The organism is Arthrobacter horti, from assembly GCF_030731045.1.
Lineage (GTDB): Bacteria > Actinomycetota > Actinomycetes > Actinomycetales > Micrococcaceae > Arthrobacter_E > Arthrobacter_E nanjingensis.
This window is the reverse complement of record NZ_JAVALS010000010.1, coordinates 94329-109043: the sequence shown is the minus strand read 5'-3', so window position 1 is coordinate 109043 and position 14715 is coordinate 94329. Positions and strand designations below refer to the sequence as shown.

The following is a 14715-nucleotide window of genomic DNA, read 5'->3' as shown; positions in this document are numbered from 1 at the left end:
ACAACTCGCCGAGACCGAACGGCTGTTGAACATCCGGCCCCGCAAAACCCTCCACTGGGACACCCCACGTGAAAGACTGACCCAACTGATCGACAGTGTTGCGCTAACCCCTTGAAACCGCCCAGGTTTTAGCGGCATCAGCTGCACTCTCGCGAGGGACGGTGCTCAGCCGAAGAGGACCGCGGCCTCCTCGTAGCGGTGCGGCGGGACGATCTTGAGCTTGCCCAGGGCGTTCTCGAAGCTCACGTGCTCGATCTCGGTGCCCTTGAGGGAGACCATGGTGCCCCAGCGGCCGTCCACCACGGAGTCGATCGCCGCCATGCCCAGCCGGGTGGCGAGCACGCGGTCGAAGGCGCTCGGGACGCCGCCGCGCTGGATGTGGCCCAGGATGGTGGCCCGGGTCTCGATGCCGGTGCGGGCCTCGATCTCCGGGGCCAGCTGATCGGCGATGCCGCCCAGGCGGGGACGGCCGAAGGTGTCCAGGCCGCGCTCGGAATGGGGCGCCTCGAGGTGTTCCGGGACGAAGCCCTCCGCCACCACCACGAGCGGTGCGCGGCCGCGGTCGTGGGCCTCGGTGACCCACTCGGTGATCTGCTCGATGCTGATGCGCTGCTCCGGGATGAGGATGGCGTGGGCCCCGGCGGCCATGCCGGCGTGCAGGGCGATCCAGCCGACGTGCCGTCCCATGACCTCGGCGATCATGCAGCGGTGATGGGATTCGCCCGTGGTCCGCAGGCGGTCGATCGCCTCCGTGGCGATCTGCACGGCGGTGTCGAAGCCGAAGGTGTAGTCCGTGGCGTCCAGATCGTTGTCCACGGTCTTGGGCACGCCCACGATCTTGAGCCCCGCATCGGTGAGCCGGCGCGCGGCCGCAAGGGTGCCCTCGCCGCCGATGGCGATCATCGCGTCGATGCCGAGACGGTCCATGTGGGCCTTGATGGTCTCCGGCCCGCCGCCGTTCTCGAAGGGGTTGGTCCGGGAGGTGCCCAGGATGGTGCCGCCCTGCTTGGCGATGCCGCGGACCAGGCTGCGGGGGATGTCGATGATGTCGCCCTCCACCACGCCGCGCCAGCCGTCACGGAAGCCCACGAACTCGTGGCCGTGGATCGCGATGCCCTTCAGGACCGCGCCGCGGATCACCGCGTTCAGGCCGGGGCAGTCGCCGCCGCTGGTCAGGATGCCGATCTTCATGGGTCGTTCGCCCTTCGTCCGTTTCGATTCTTGGAAGAGCGCCCCATTGAGCCCAGGACGATTCTACGATCCGATGTGACGTGGATGACAACGGCCCCCGTCACTGTGACGGGGGCCGTTGGCCGGATGAGCCGGGTGTCCGAGGTGCGGTTTCGCCTACTTGGCGCCGCGGTTCTGCAGGAATCCTTGAAGGATGATGCGGTCGTCCTTGCTGTCCGGGAGCAGCAGCCACAGGGTCACGTAGACCACCAGTGCCGGGCCGGTCAGCAGGCAGAAGAGGAGGTATCCGAGCCTCACCCACGCCACATCCACCCCGAACTTCGCGGCGAGGCCTCCGCAGACTCCTCCCAGCCACCGCTCCGGTCCTCGACGGACGCCGATGCTCCTGATCACGCTGAAAAACTTGTCCATGTCCTCTAGCCTCCCGTCTCAGTTCTGCTTTGTCACGCCGTCGCGGCCGTCGCGGTTCTTCCGGCCGGCCGCGGAGACCAGCCCGCCCACGAGCAGTGCGGCGCCCGTGCCCAGCATGAGCCAGATCAGGACCTCGCCGCCGTCCAGGACCACCAGGCCCATCCGCGAGATCACCAGGAGCGTCGCCAGCGCCATGAGCAGCAGGCCCCACACCACGGTGCCCACGCGGGGGCCGCGGTGCTCGGGCGGCGGGGTGTAGGACCACGACGACGGCGCGTGCGGCGGAGTGGGGAGCTCCAGGTGCGGTGCGGGCTGGGGCCCGGGCTGGGCGCCGGGGCGCGGCTCCGGCTCCAGCGGTCCCAGGGCGAGGGTGGGCGGCTGCAGTGGAAGTTCGTAGGCGGCCGTGTTCTCCTGCTCGTCCTCCGGCCGCGGATCGTGGGTGCTCATCGGAGGCTTCCTTCCTGGATGACGATGTTGCTGAACGTTCCGTGCAGCTGGATGATGAGGGGCTGCCCGGGCTTGCCGGAGTTGATGTTCTCCGTGGTTGACCTGGTGAGGGCGCCGCTGTCCGTGCCGTTCTCATGGAAGCCGGTCAGGGTCAGATCCGAAGTGAGCTGGACGGGGACGTTGTCCGGCAGGATCAGGGTGACATTACTGGCCGTGACGTTCACGGGCACGGTCACGGAGGAGCTCAACGGCGCCGAGGTGCTCAGGCCCCGCAGATCAACGAGTCCCTTGCCCGCCGTCATGCCGAACCCCTGCTGGGCCTCGGCCGTGGTGGTGGGGGCCCAGTCCTTGTTCTGGAAGTTCGCCTGATCGCCAGGCTGGACGGCACTGAAGATGCCGCCGATGACCAGCGTCACGAGGGCCAGGAATCCGAGGAACCCGGAGGTCCGTCCGCGCAGCCCGGACACCACGATCCCCAGACCGAGCACTCCGGCGGCCACGGCCCAGATCACGGCGTCGGCGGAGTTCCCGAGCTGGACGGCTCCGCTGGACTGGAGAGCCTTGAGCGCGCCGCCCACCAGGAGGGCCACACCGACGGTGATGGCGACGGCGGCGCTGCCGGGGCCGCGTCGGTAGGGCCGGGGCGGGCGCGGAGGCCTCGGGGGACGGGGCTGGCGGGGCGGACGCGGTGCCTGGGCCGACGGCGGGACCGGCGGAAGGTCTGCGACCGTCCAGGCGGCCGTCCCCGGATCTGCCGGGAGAACGGTGGAGGCATCAGCAGTCGGAGGATCCGTGACGGGTGCATTGCCGGCCGTGGTGGAGGCGCTGTAGCCGGCGTACGCGGTGCCGTGCCGGCTTCCGGACTCTCCGGGCCATCCGTCGCGCCAGCGCTTGCCGCCGTGGTTCCCGCCGCGGCTGTAGTAGACGCTCACGTAGATGATCACGCCGACCACGGCCACCCAGAACAGAGCCCAGAGGAAGCCGGAGAAGCCGTTCCAGCCCCAGCCCCAGACGCCGCGTCCCAGTCCCGGCAGACCGATGACCGTGGTGATGACGGCTCCCGTCATGCCCGCGCTCCATCGGCCGGCACCGGCCTCTTGGGCGTGGATGCGCCCGTCAGGCTCGGGCAGGAGCGCCCAGGCGATGCCGTAGAGCAACACCCCGATCCCGGCGAAGACCGCCAGGACGAAGAAGATGCCGCGGACGATCAGCGGGTCCACGCTGAAGCGGTGCGCCAGACCGCTGCACACACCTCCGATCCAGCGGTCCTGGCCGCGGGCGACGCCCTGGTCCCGGATCCAGTCGAAGAAGTCACGCTGTCCGGGACGGCCGGCGCCCGGGGTGCCGGAGCCCTGACCGGGCCCGTATCCTCCGGGGGCCGTGTCTCCGTTGGAGGGAGTGGGCCTTCCCGGGTCGTCTGGGTGAGTGCTGTCCGTGTTCATGTTTCGATCCTCCCGTTTCCGGGGCCGCGCCTTCTACTGGGGGATCCCCTGAACGATCCCTGAGTCACCCCTGGGAACGGTCCGGGACGCCCCCTGGCCCGGCCGTTCCGTGTTTGGATAGCGATATGAACTCCTCCGTGCAGCGCCCGCCCCTGGTCCGTGGCGGCGAGCGCATGATCGCCGGCGTGTGCAGCGGCCTGGCCGCCCACCTGGGCTGGCCGGTCAGGTACATCCGCGCGGGGATGGTCCTGGCCGCCTTCGCCGGCGGCGCGGGGGTGGCGTTCTACGGCTGGCTCTGGCTCCTGGTACCCACCGCCGACGAGAAGACGGCGAAAGGCGCCCCGCGCCCCGCCTCGGTGATCGCACCGGCAGTGAGCGGCCCGTCGTCGGGGGCTGGGAACGGCCACGGGGACGACGCCGACCGGCCGGGTGCCGCCGTCCCCGGCGCCGTGCGGGCGTTCCGCGCGCCCTTCGGCAAGGAGATCCTGCTCGGCGCCGGGCTGCTGCTGCTCGCGGCCACGCTGATCGCCCGTCAGCTGGGCGCCGACGTCCCGCTCGGGACGCTGATCGCGGTGGCTGCGATCCTGGGCGGCGCCGCGATCGCGTGGATGCAATTGGACGAGTCCCGGCGCGACAGCCTGGTGGACCGGGCCCGGGTCCGTCAGGCGGGCGGCTGGGGCCGCCTCCTGGCCGGCCTGGCCCTGGTGATGGCGGGCGTGCTGGTGATGGTGTCCGGATCCGGTTCCTGGCAGCAGACCTGGCTGGCACTCCTGGCTTCCGTGGCGGTCCTGGGTGGCGTGGCACTGGTCCTGTTGCCGTGGGGGCTGAAGTTCTGGAAGGACCTGGAGGCCGAGCGTGCGGCTCGTGTCCGGGAGACCGAGCGGGCCGAGATCGCTGCCCATCTGCACGATTCGGTGCTCCAGACGCTGGCGCTCATCCAGCGCCGGGCCTCCGCCGAACAGGACGTCATCCGGCTGGCGCGCTCGCAGGAGCGGGAGCTGCGGACGTGGCTCTTCGGGGATCACAGCCGCGACGCCGGGCGGCTGGCGGACCGGATCAGGGCCGTGGCCGCGGAAGTGGAGGACAACCACGGCACACCGCTGGACGTGGTGTGTGTGGGGGACACGGATATGACGGGCCGGCATGAGGCCCTGGTCCAGGCGGCCAGGGAGGCGATGCTCAACGCGGCGCGGCACGGAGGTGGGCCGGTGTCCGTGTACCTCGAGTGTTCCGGCGGAGCCGCGGAGGTGTTCGTGAAGGACCGCGGCCCGGGTTTCGACCTCGACGCCGTCCCGGACGATCGCCTGGGAGTGAAGGAGTCCATCATCGGCCGGATGAAACGCCACGGCGGGACCGCGGCCATCATGACCGGTCCGGGTGGCACCGAGGTGCGGCTGCGACTGCCGGCGGAGGACAGCGCGGAGCCGGGAGACGGGGACGAATCCAAGGAGGAGACACGGTGACGGAGAACATGAGTGCCCCGGTGCGGGTGGTGATCGTGGATGACCACGCCATCTTCCGCTCCGGCCTGAAGACCGATCTGCAGGACGGCATCGACGTGGTGGGGGAGGCCGGCACCGTGGATGAGGCGGTGGAGGTCGTCACGCGGGAGATGCCCGACGTCGTGCTGCTGGACGTGCATCTGCCCGGCGGCCTGGGAGGCGGCGGCCGGGAGGTCATCAACCGCTGTGCCGCGCTGCTGGGTCAGGTGAGGTTCCTGGCCCTGAGCGTCTCCGACGCGGCGTCGGACGTGGTGTCCGTCATCCGGGCCGGCGCCCGAGGCTACGTCACCAAGAGCATCTCGGGGGAGGAGATCTCCTCCGCCGTGCACCGGGTGGCCGGAGGTGACGCGGTGTTCTCCCCGCGGCTGGCCGGCTTCGTCCTGGACGCCTTCGGCACGGCCGTGGAGGACATCGCGGACGATGAACTGGACAAGCTCTCCAGCCGGGAGCTGGAGGTCATGCGCCTGATCGCCCGCGGCTACAGCTACAAGGAGGTGGCGAAGGAGCTCTTCATCTCCATCAAGACCGTGGAGACCCATGTCTCCGCCGTCCTGCGCAAGCTCCAGCTCTCCAACCGCTACGAACTGAGCCGCTGGGCCGCCGAACGCCGCCTGCTCTGAAACCTTCACAGCGTGTCACAGCCCGCACATAGCCCCGGCCGTCCGGCGGCACAGGAGCGCTCGGGAGGCTGAAGGCGAATGATCCGCAGCAGGTGGATCCGGCCCCCGGGGAGAATCGTGAATGTAGTGGCGCGGAGCATAGGCAACGCCTTCCGCAATTGGATCAGAACCACGGCGGTGGTGGCCGTCCTGGCCGTCGCGATCGGGCTGGCGCTCGCCATGCTGGTGTCCAACCAGGCGGTGGAGTCCAAGGTCGGGGAGCTGAACGCCTCGGTGGGCACCGTGCTGACGGTCAATCCGGCGGGAGGCCAGGGGTTCGACGGCGGCGGCGAACCACTGACGTCCGCCACGGCCAAGACCGCGGCGGCCGTCCCTGAAGTGACCTCTGTGGTGGCGACCAAGCAGCTGCGCCTCAGCCCGGCGTCGTCGTCTTCCACCGGGCAGGCGGCGGTTCCGGGCGGCCCGGGAGGATTCGGCGGTCAGGGCACCTCGGTGAGCACCAGCCTCCAGCCGGCCGTGGCGGCAGGAACGCTGGGCAACCGCAACAACTCCGGCGGCCAGACCAGCCAGTACGGTGGGACCGCCCAGACCCGGACCTTCCAGCTGCCCATCACGGCCACGGGGACCGGCGCCGAGGTCGACTCCAGCGGCAAGGCCCTGAACATCACCAGTGGCACCGGACTGGGCGACTACACCGCCAAGAGCACCAAGGCGCTCCTCGGCACCACGCTGGCCCAGAAGAACAACCTCACGGTCGGCTCCACCTTCACCATCGACGGCACCACCTACGTGGTGGCCGGCCTGTTCGACGCCGGCACGGAGTTCGGGAACAACGCCGTCTACCTGACGCTGCCCCAGGCCCAGGCCGTGGCGGGAACCCCGGATGAGGTGTCCAGCCTGGTGGTCACGGTGAACAGCATGGAGAACGTGGACGCCACGCGGACCGCACTGCAGACGGCCCTCGGCTCCGGCAAGGCCGATGTGACCCAGGGGACGCGCGGTCTGGAGACGGCCGTGAGCTCCCTGAAGAGCGTGCAGAACATCTCCCTGATCGCGTTCATCGCCTCCCTGGCCACGGCCGGCCTGGTGATCCTCTTCATCATGATCCTGCTGGTGCGCGAACGCCGCCGGGAGATCGGCGTCCTGAAGGCCATCGGCGCACCGAACCGGACCATCGGGCTGCAGTTCGTGCTGGAGTCCCTGGTGCTCGTGGTCATGGGCAGCGTGGTGGGCGCGATGATCGCGGCGTTCGCCAGCAACGGCATCGCGGCGGCATTGGTCAGCTCCAACACCTCGTCCGCAAGCACCGGCCGCGCCGGTGGTCCGGGCGGTGGATTCCCCGGTGGAGGCCCCGGAGGGGGCGGCTTCCTCGGCGGCGCCGGAGCGCTCCTGTCCTCCGTCAACGCGAGCGTCTCGCCGGGCGTTCTGGGCCTTGGCCTGGCGGCGGTCTTCGCCGTGGCGGTCCTCGGTTCCCTGGTCCCGGCCCTGCTGACCGCGCGTATCCGTCCCATCGAAGTTCTCCGAGGAGAGTAGCCATGATCGAGGTCAAGGACCTGGTCCGTCAGTTCACGTCCGGAGACCGGACCATCAAGCCCGTCAACGGGGTCAGTTTCACGCTGGAGGCCGGCTCCTTCGCGTCCATCGTGGGCAAGAGCGGCAGCGGCAAGAGCACCCTGCTGTCCCTGCTGGGCGCCCTGGACAAGCCCAGCGGCGGCGATGTGCTGGTGGACGGTGTGAGCCTCGCATCGCTGTCCGACGCCGGCCGCACCGCCTACCGGCGCAAGGACATCGGCTTCGTGTTCCAGCAGTTCAACCTGGTGCCCAACCTCAGCGCCCTGGAGAACGTGATGCTGCCGATGGAGTTCGCCGGGGTGTCCCGCGCCGCCCGGAAGGCTCGGGCGCAGGCCCTCCTGGAGCGCGTCCAGCTGGATGCGGAGAAGCACGGACGCAAGGCCAACCGGCTCTCCGGCGGCGAGCAGCAGCGCGTCGCCATCGCCCGCGCCCTGGCCAATGAGCCGAAACTCATCCTGGCCGACGAACCCACCGGGAACCTGGACGAGCAGACCGGTGAGCACATCATCGCGCTGCTCAGCTCGCTGGCCCGCGAGCAGGGCACCACGGTGCTGGTGGTGACCCACGACCGCGGCCTGGCCCGCATGACGGAGCGCCGGTTCCGGCTCCAGCAGGGCCGCCTGGAGGAGGAAGCGCGCACACGGTCCTGACGGGCCCGGCCTGAACGAGCCGGGACACGCGGAAGGCGCCCTCCCACCGGGAGGGCGCCTTCCGTCATCGCGCAGGCTGTCAGGCGGCCTTGCCCAGGAACTCCTGGAGGCGGCGCACGCCCTCCGCGAGGTCTTCATCGCCCAGGGCGTAGGACAGGCGCACGAAGCCGGAGGGGCCGAAGGCCTCGCCCGGGACGATCGCCACCTCGATCTCGTCGAGGATCAGGGCGGCGAGCTCGGCGCTCGTCTGCGGGGTGGCCGTGCCGCCGTCAGCGGTGGGGAACGACTTCCCCAGCAGCCCGCGCACGTCGGCGTAGGCGTAGAAGGCGCCCTTCGGCGTCGGGCACTCGACGCCGGCGATCGCGTTCAGGCCGTCCGTGATGGCCCGACGGCGGCGGTCGAACGCCACCTTCATCTCATCCACCGCGGTCAGCGGCCCGGAGACGGCGGCCAGGGCGGCGATCTGCATGATGTTGGAGACGTTGCTGGTGGCGTGCGACTGCAGGTTGGTGGCGGCCTTGATGACGTCGGCCGGGCCGATCATCCATCCCACGCGCCAGCCGGTCATGGCGTAGGTCTTGGCCACGCCGTTGAGGATGACCACCTTGTCGCCCAGCTCCGGGGAGGCGGCGGCGATGGAGGTGAACGGCACGCCGTCGTAGGTGAGGTGCTCGTAGATCTCATCGGTGACCACCCAGAGGCCCTTGGAGGCGGCCCAGTCGCCGATCTCCTTGACCTGCTCGGGGGAGTAGACGGCGCCCGTCGGGTTGGACGGGGAGACGAAGAGGAGGATCTTGGTGTTCTCGGTGAGGGCGGCCTCGAGCTGCTCCACCGTCACCAGGTAGCCCTGTTCCGGCCCGGCGAATACCTCCACGGGCACGCCGCCGGCCAGACGGATGGACTCGGGGTAGGTGGTCCAGAACGGGGTGGGGATGATGACCTCGTCACCCGGATCCAGCAGCGTGGCGAAGGTGTTGTACACGGCCTGCTTGCCGCCGTTGGTCACCAGGACCTGGGAGGCGTCCACCCGGTAGCCGGAATCACGGAATGTCTTCTCCGCGATGGCCTGCTTGAGCTCGGGAAGACCGCCGGCCGGGGAGTACCGGTGGTATTTGGGGTTCTTCGCCGCCTCAATGGCGGCCTCCACGATGTAACCCGGAGTGGGGAAATCCGGCTCGCCCGCGCCGAAACCGATCACCGGACGGCCCGCGGCCTTGAGGGCCTTGGCCTTGGCGTCGACCGCCAGGGTGGCGGACTCGGCGATGGAGGAGATGCGTCGGGAGATGCGTGAAGAGGGCATGGGGCGTGTCCTTCGCGTGAATTTTCAGCGTGATCCGGGGGCAATCCGGCACTTCACAGTTTAGGCGGAGGCCGTCATCAAGGCACAGCCGGAGGGCGCTGATGAACCTCGCTTAGACGTTTGCCCACATCTTGCGTATAGTTGTACCTCGGTGTTGGAACGCCGCAAGGCATCCATCTCCATAGGGTAGTGGCGCAATTGGTAGCGCAGCGGTCTCCAAAACCGCAGGTTGCAGGTTCGAGTCCTGTCTGCCCTGCGCATGGTTAGCTCCAGGCATCAGCCGAGAGGACCAGAGCACCAGCACGAAAGGCTCGTCATAGGCGGCGCCGCGTGATTTCGCAGAGCGTTGGTCGATCAGACGAGTACGGCAATGAAGAGCGAGGTAACAGTGACCGAAACGGCCGCCAGCAACGCTCAGGGCCGCCCTGCCAAGAGCAGCGGCAAGAAGAACAAGAAGGCCGGCTTCTTCGCCAGGATCGCCCTGTTCTTCCGTCAGATGATCGGCGAGCTCAAGAAGGTTGTCACTCCGACCCGTTCGGAACTGATCAACTACACGATTGTCGTCCTGGTGTTCGTGGCCATCGTGATGCTGATCGTCACCCTGCTGGACCTCCTCTTCGGCGTGGGTGTCGGCTGGGTGTTCGGCGGTTCCGGCCCCAAGGAAAGCTGACCGACCGATCTTCCGCAGCATGCGGCCCGCACCCCTGAGGGGGCGCTGAGGTTGCAGGCTGTGGAATTGAGTCGTTTAAGTGGGGATGCCCGCGGATGGCTCAGCCACCACGAGCGTTCCCACGCTTGCAATGCACCATCGACGAAGCAGGAGACCACGTGTCTGAGCAGGAGCTCGAATTCACCGAGGACAACGCCCCGGAGTCTGAGGACGCCGTCGTGGCGGAGACTGCTGCGCCCGAAATCGTGGACGCCGAGTCCGAGGCCGTGGAGGCTGACGAGGAGGAGAACGACGGCGAGGCCGCCGCTGAGGAGGCCGCCGCCGTCGTGCCGTCCGAGCCCGCCGAGGACCCCCTCGAGGCCTTCAAGGCCAAGCTGCGCCGCCAGGAGGGCGACTGGTTCGTCGTCCACACCTACGCCGGTTACGAGAACCGCGTGAAGACCAACCTTGAGACCCGCGTCCAGACCCTGGACATGGAGGACTACATCTTCGAGATCCAGGTCCCCATGGAAGAGGTCGTGGAGATCAAGAACGCGCAGCGCAAGGTCGTCACCCGTGTGCGCATTCCCGGCTACTGCCTGGTCCGTATGGAGCTCACGGACGCCTCCTGGGGCGCCGTCCGCCACACCCCGGGCGTCACCGGCTTCGTGGGCAACGCCCACAACCCGGTCCCGCTGAAGCTGGATGAGGTCGTCTCCATGCTGGCTCCGGTCTTCGAGCAGGAGCAGGCTGAGCAGCAGGGCGGCAAGCAGGCCCGCGTCGCCGCCGCCCCGGTCAACGTGGACTTCGAGGTCGGCGAGTCCGTGATCGTCAAGGAGGGCCCGTTCGAGACCCTCCCGGCCACGATCTCCGAGATCAAGATCGAGTCCCAGACCCTGGTGGTCCTGGTCTCGATCTTCGAGCGCGAGACCCCGGTCACGCTGGCGTTCAACCAGGTCACCAAGATCTGACAACCCGAGTTTTCGTTTCCGGGCCGTGCTGCTTTAGCGGCCCGGGGACGTCCGGTCACCTCGCCAAGGTGGCCACCCAACTGAGGCGCACTCCTGTTCCTCAGTAAGCAATTGAGAGAAGGACCCTACATTGGCTCCCAAGAAGAAGGTCACCGGCCTCATCAAGCTGCAGATCCAGGCAGGTGCCGCCAACCCGGCTCCTCCGATCGGTCCCGCGCTTGGCCAGCACGGTGTCAACATCATGGAGTTCTGCAAGGCGTACAACGCCGCCACGGAATCCCAGCGCGGCAATGTCATCCCGGTCGAGATCACCGTGTACGAGGACCGCTCGTTCACCTTCATCACCAAGACCCCGCCGGCTGCTGAGCTCATCAAGAAGGCCGCCGGTGTGGCCAAGGGCTCTGCCACCCCGCACACGGTCAAGGTCGCCAAGCTGACCCAGGCCCAGGTCGAGGAGATCGCCACCACCAAGCTGCCCGACCTGAACGCCAACGATGTCCAGGCCGCCGCCAAGATCATCGCCGGCACCGCCCGCTCCATGGGCATCACCGTCGAGTAATCAGGCCTCTGGCCTCCCGCCGGGTGACCGGCACCTTTAGAAATTCATCAAGTCCCGTCCTGTGACGGGACCGTGGCAGGGCCCAGCGCGGTCCGCAGACCACAACTGCACAAGGAGAAATACGCAGCATGGCAAAGCGCAGCAAAGCATATGAGGCAGCCGCCGCCAAGATCGACGCGGAGAAGTTCTACACCCCGGCCGAGGCAGTGACCCTGGCCAAGGACACGAACCCCTCCAAGTTCGACGCCACGGTGGAGGTCGCCTTCCGCCTGGGTGTTGACCCCCGTAAGGCCGACCAGATGGTCCGCGGCACGGTCAACCTCCCGCACGGCACCGGCAAGACCGCCCGCGTCCTGGTGTTCGCCACCGGTGACAAGGCTGAGGCCGCTCTCGCCGCCGGCGCCGACTTCGTCGGCTCCGACGACCTGATCGAGAAGATCGCCGGCGGCTGGACCGACTTCGACGCCGCCGTCGCCACCCCCGAGCTCATGGGCAAGGTGGGTCGCCTCGGTAAGGTCCTGGGTCCGCGTAACCTCATGCCGAACCCCAAGACCGGCACCGTCACCCCGGATGTGGCCAAGGCCGTCAACGACATCAAGGGCGGCAAGATCGACTTCCGCGTCGACAAGCACTCCAACCTCCACTTCATCATCGGCAAGGTCAGCTTCGACGTCGAGAAGCTCGCCGAGAACTACGCCGCTGCTCTGGAAGAGGTGCTTCGTCTGAAGCCGACCGCCGCCAAGGGCCGTTACATCCAGAAGGCCACCGTGGCCACCACCTTCGGCCCGGGCATCTCCGTGGACCCGAACGTCACCAAGGTCATCCTCGGCGCCTAGTCGCCGTTCCAGGCATCGCTTGGATTTGACTTCCTGAAGGCCGCCCAGCGACGCTGGGCGGCCTTCGGCGTACCCGGATCCTCCGGTCCGGCAGGCCGCCCCGGCGGTAGGGTGAAGGCATGACGGAGACGCCCTTCCTGATCGAACGGCTCACCCTGCCGGACTCCTTGGAATCGCCGGAGGCAGGGGACTTCCTGGAGCTCTGTGCGCTCACGGACACGCTGCTGGAACAGGTCCGCGGCAACACCGATCTGGGCACTCCGGACGCGGCCCGTCTTCAGAACTGGCGGGATTCGGACTACCAGAGCCTGGAGATCTACTTCATCCGTGCCGGGGGCCGGATGGCCGCCCGTGCATGGATCCAGTTCCCTCTGCGGGAGAACCTGGAGACCGCCTGGATCGGCCTGGGGGTCCTGCGTGAATTCGAGGGCCGGGGCCTGGGGCGGGCCTTGGCCGATCACGTGGAGGCGCGTGCGGCCGCACGCGGCCGGACGGTGCTGCAGAGCGGCACCGAGCACACGGCCGGAGGCCCCGACGACGGCGGCGAGCGGCTGGTGCCGCCCACCGGCAGCGGGAGCGTGCCGGCGTCGTCGCGCGCAGTCCGCTTCGCCCTGCGGCGGGGCTACGAACTGGTCCAGGTCGAGCGGACCAGCCTTCTGACGCTCTCGGAGGGGACCGTTCGTGCGGCGGCGGAACTTCAGGCCGCGGCCCAGACCCGCGCCGGCGATGCGTATGAGCTGGTGTCCTGGCTGGACGCGACCCCGGAACGGTACCTGGAGGACCTGGTCACGCTCTACACGAGCATGTCCACGGAGATCCCGCTCGGTGGCCTGGAGCTGGGCGAGGAACTGTTCGACGCCGCCCGGGTCCGTGAGATCGACGATCGCCGGGAGCACGGAGGCGTGCGGGCGGTGACCATGGCGGCACGCCATCGCCAGACCGGTGCTCTGGCCGGTTACAGCATCCTGGAGCACAGCGAGGAGCGTCCGGAAGTGGCCCATCAGGACAACACCATCGTGCTGCCCGGGCACCGCGGCCACGCGCTGGGCCAGTGGATGAAGGCGGCCAATCTGTTCGCGCTGACGTCGGCGTTCCCCGCGGTCCGTCGCATCTACACCTACAACGCCGATGAGAACCGGCACATGCTGGACATCAACGTGGCCATGGGCTTCGTCCCGGCCGGCCACGACGGCCAGTGGCAGCGGAAGGGGCCGTGGAGCCCGGAAGGAGAGGGCGGGTCATGAGCATCCAGGTGGATCAGCTGTGGATCCCGGACACACTGGAATCGGACGATGCGGCGGACTTCCTGGCCGCTGTCGAGGTGGCCCGCCGCGTCCGGCTCGCCACCTGGGGCACCGACGATCTCGCCTACACCCCCGTGGAGAAACTCTTCGAGCTCAGGGACCCCTATGAGCGGCAGGTGCTGCTGGCGGCCCGTCTGGACGGCAGGATCGTGGGTGTCGCGGACGTCTCGCTGCCCCTCATGGGCGACGTGGACGTCGCCGAGTTCACGCTGGACATCCTTCCCGAGGCCCAGGGGCACGGGGTGGGCCGCGCGCTCGTCCAGGCTGCCGAGCACTTCGCCCGTTCGGAGGGCCGGCGCCACTTGTTCGTGGACACGGACCATCCGGCAGCCACCCTCGGCGACGACCAGGGGAGCCTGCTCCCGGACAGCGGCCCGGGCTTCGTCCCTCTGGCCAGCCGGTCCGTGGATTTCGCCCGGCGCGGCGGGTACACGCTGGAGCGGATCGAGCAGTTCAGCTCCTGCGCCCTGCCGCTGGACTCCGTGCTGGAGGGCAGCCTCCTGGCCGAGGCGGATGCCGCGAACGCGGGCCGCTACCGGCTACACCACTGGCGGGACCGTTGCCCGGACGAGTGGCTCGCGGACATGGCTGCCCTGGACTCGTCCGCGGAGGACTTGACGCTCGCCGAAGCCGCCCAGTCGGGCGTGCCCGCCGCGGAATGGGAGGACTACGACGCCGAGGCGCTGCGGCGTGCGGAGGACATCGCCGTGGCGCAGGGCCGGCGGGCGGTGGTCACCGCCGTCGAGCACGTGGAGAGCGGTTCCCTGGTGGGTGTGACCACCATCAGTGTCCTGCCGCAGCGCCAGGACGTGGTGTTCCAGGATGAGACGCACGTCCGCCTGGCGCACCGTGGGAACAAGCTGGGGCTGCTGCTGAAGATCTCCAATATGCAGCAGCTGCGGGACCTCTTCCCGGATGTGCGCGTCATCTACACCTGGAACGCCCTGGAGAACCGCTACCTCCTGACCGTGAATCAGCAACTGGGCTTCCGCACCGCCGGGGTGACGGGCCTGTGGCAGAAGCAGTTGCCGGACCTTAGCCAGCCCAACCTCACCTGATGCCCCCGCGATCGGTCATTTGATCGCAGTGTCACGCGGAAACACTGCGAGCAAGTGACCGTTCGATGGGGGAGGGCGGCCTCGATTTGCCTCGTTCCTCCCGTGTCCCGTAGGCTTGAAGCACCAAAGACCGTCGGTTGTTGGACATCCCTGTGCTTTTCGGCATTGCTGAAGAGTGTGGATCTCCATCGAAGGACCCTTCA

15 protein-coding genes and 1 tRNA gene are annotated in these 14715 nt (G+C 68.7%); 11 read left to right on the top strand and 5 right to left on the bottom strand.

Going from position 1 to position 14715, the window contains the following annotated elements:
- Positions 1 to 165 precede the first annotated feature (165 nt).
- The 4 genes from Q9R02_RS13200 to Q9R02_RS13185 form a co-directional block, all read right to left on the bottom strand.
- Positions 166 to 1191, bottom strand: coding sequence for an ATP-dependent 6-phosphofructokinase (locus Q9R02_RS13200; protein ID WP_305997159.1), 1026 nt, complete (start codon positions 1189 to 1191; stop codon positions 166 to 168).
- 156 nt (positions 1192 to 1347) lie between these two features.
- Positions 1348 to 1602 carry a PspC domain-containing protein gene (locus Q9R02_RS13195; RefSeq protein ID WP_305997158.1) on the bottom strand — a complete coding sequence of 85 codons (255 nt, stop codon included), beginning with the start codon at positions 1600 to 1602 and terminating at the stop codon, positions 1348 to 1350.
- 18 nt (positions 1603 to 1620) lie between these two features.
- Entirely contained in the window at positions 1621 to 2049 is a 429-nt protein-coding gene (locus Q9R02_RS13190) for a hypothetical protein (RefSeq protein WP_305997157.1), read from the bottom strand.
- Positions 2046 to 3491 (bottom strand): PspC domain-containing protein, encoded by a 1446-nt coding sequence (locus tag Q9R02_RS13185; protein ID WP_305997156.1) that lies wholly within the window; start codon positions 3489 to 3491, stop codon positions 2046 to 2048. Before Q9R02_RS13185 ends, Q9R02_RS13190 begins: the two co-directional genes overlap by 4 nt.
- Before the next feature lie 125 nt (positions 3492 to 3616).
- Here Q9R02_RS13185 and Q9R02_RS13180 point away from each other — a divergent pair, with 125 nt between their 5' ends.
- From Q9R02_RS13180 to Q9R02_RS13165, 4 genes are all read left to right on the top strand, one after another.
- Positions 3617 to 4954 carry an ATP-binding protein gene (locus tag Q9R02_RS13180; RefSeq protein WP_305997155.1) on the top strand — a complete coding sequence of 446 codons (1338 nt, stop codon included), beginning with the start codon at positions 3617 to 3619 and terminating at the stop codon, positions 4952 to 4954.
- Between the two features lie 8 nt (positions 4955 to 4962).
- Entirely contained in the window at positions 4963 to 5613 is a 651-nt protein-coding gene (locus Q9R02_RS13175) for a LuxR C-terminal-related transcriptional regulator (RefSeq protein ID WP_305997165.1), read from the top strand.
- Between the two features lie 117 nt (positions 5614 to 5730).
- Positions 5731 to 7146, top strand: coding sequence for an ABC transporter permease (locus tag Q9R02_RS13170; protein ID WP_305997154.1), 1416 nt, complete (start codon positions 5731 to 5733; stop codon positions 7144 to 7146).
- Positions 7147 to 7148: 2 nt separating this feature from the next.
- Positions 7149 to 7835, top strand: coding sequence for an ABC transporter ATP-binding protein (locus Q9R02_RS13165; RefSeq protein ID WP_305997153.1), 687 nt, complete (start codon positions 7149 to 7151; stop codon positions 7833 to 7835).
- A 79-nt stretch (positions 7836 to 7914) separates the two neighbouring features.
- Here Q9R02_RS13165 and Q9R02_RS13160 read toward each other — a convergent pair whose 3' ends face one another.
- Entirely contained in the window at positions 7915 to 9135 is a 1221-nt protein-coding gene (locus Q9R02_RS13160; protein WP_305997152.1) for a pyridoxal phosphate-dependent aminotransferase, read from the bottom strand.
- A 183-nt stretch (positions 9136 to 9318) separates the two neighbouring features.
- Here Q9R02_RS13160 and Q9R02_RS13155 point away from each other — a divergent pair.
- From Q9R02_RS13155 to Q9R02_RS13125, 7 genes are all read left to right on the top strand, one after another.
- Positions 9319 to 9391: transfer RNA gene (locus tag Q9R02_RS13155), tRNA-Trp, on the top strand.
- 114 nt (positions 9392 to 9505) lie between these two features.
- Entirely contained in the window at positions 9506 to 9805 is a 300-nt protein-coding gene (secE, locus tag Q9R02_RS13150) for a preprotein translocase subunit SecE (RefSeq protein ID WP_305997151.1), read from the top strand.
- Positions 9806 to 9963: 158 nt separating this feature from the next.
- Positions 9964 to 10755, top strand: a complete 792-nt coding sequence (nusG, locus tag Q9R02_RS13145; protein WP_305997150.1) for a transcription termination/antitermination protein NusG — start codon at positions 9964 to 9966, stop codon at positions 10753 to 10755.
- A gap of 130 nt (positions 10756 to 10885) precedes the next feature.
- Entirely contained in the window at positions 10886 to 11314 is a 429-nt protein-coding gene (rplK, locus tag Q9R02_RS13140) for a 50S ribosomal protein L11 (protein WP_305997149.1), read from the top strand.
- Between the two features lie 128 nt (positions 11315 to 11442).
- The gene (gene rplA, locus Q9R02_RS13135; protein ID WP_305997148.1) at positions 11443 to 12150 is read left to right on the top strand and encodes a 50S ribosomal protein L1; all 708 of its coding nucleotides are present in this window, start codon (positions 11443 to 11445) and stop codon (positions 12148 to 12150) included.
- A 119-nt stretch (positions 12151 to 12269) separates the two neighbouring features.
- The gene (locus Q9R02_RS13130; protein WP_305997147.1) at positions 12270 to 13394 is read left to right on the top strand and encodes a GNAT family N-acetyltransferase; all 1125 of its coding nucleotides are present in this window, start codon (positions 12270 to 12272) and stop codon (positions 13392 to 13394) included.
- Positions 13391 to 14512, top strand: a complete 1122-nt coding sequence (locus Q9R02_RS13125; RefSeq protein WP_305997146.1) for a GNAT family N-acetyltransferase — start codon at positions 13391 to 13393, stop codon at positions 14510 to 14512. The genes Q9R02_RS13130 and Q9R02_RS13125 overlap by 4 nt, the downstream gene beginning before the upstream one ends.
- The last annotated feature ends 203 nt before the right edge of the window (positions 14513 to 14715 follow it).

Bases quoted from the DNA above. Each gene is read 5' to 3' on its own strand.
- Q9R02_RS13200 (WP_305997159.1), bottom strand. From the start codon at position 1,191: ATGAAGATCGGCATCCTGACCAGCGGCGGCGACTGCCCCGGCCTGAAC.
- Q9R02_RS13195 (WP_305997158.1), bottom strand. From the start codon at position 1,602: ATGGACAAGTTTTTCAGCGTGATCAGGAGCATCGGCGTCCGTCGAGGA.
- Q9R02_RS13190 (WP_305997157.1), bottom strand. From the start codon at position 2,049: ATGAGCACCCACGATCCGCGGCCGGAGGACGAGCAGGAGAACACGGCC.
- Q9R02_RS13185 (WP_305997156.1), bottom strand. From the start codon at position 3,491: ATGAACACGGACAGCACTCACCCAGACGACCCGGGAAGGCCCACTCCC.
- Q9R02_RS13180 (WP_305997155.1), top strand. From the start codon at position 3,617: ATGAACTCCTCCGTGCAGCGCCCGCCCCTGGTCCGTGGCGGCGAGCGC.
- Q9R02_RS13175 (WP_305997165.1), top strand. From the start codon at position 4,963: ATGAGTGCCCCGGTGCGGGTGGTGATCGTGGATGACCACGCCATCTTC.
- Q9R02_RS13165 (WP_305997153.1), top strand. From the start codon at position 7,149: ATGATCGAGGTCAAGGACCTGGTCCGTCAGTTCACGTCCGGAGACCGG.
- Q9R02_RS13160 (WP_305997152.1), bottom strand. From the start codon at position 9,135: ATGCCCTCTTCACGCATCTCCCGACGCATCTCCTCCATCGCCGAGTCC.
- secE (WP_305997151.1), top strand. From the start codon at position 9,506: ATGAAGAGCGAGGTAACAGTGACCGAAACGGCCGCCAGCAACGCTCAG.
- rplA (WP_305997148.1), top strand. From the start codon at position 11,443: ATGGCAAAGCGCAGCAAAGCATATGAGGCAGCCGCCGCCAAGATCGAC.
- Q9R02_RS13130 (WP_305997147.1), top strand. From the start codon at position 12,270: ATGACGGAGACGCCCTTCCTGATCGAACGGCTCACCCTGCCGGACTCC.
- Q9R02_RS13125 (WP_305997146.1), top strand. From the start codon at position 13,391: ATGAGCATCCAGGTGGATCAGCTGTGGATCCCGGACACACTGGAATCG.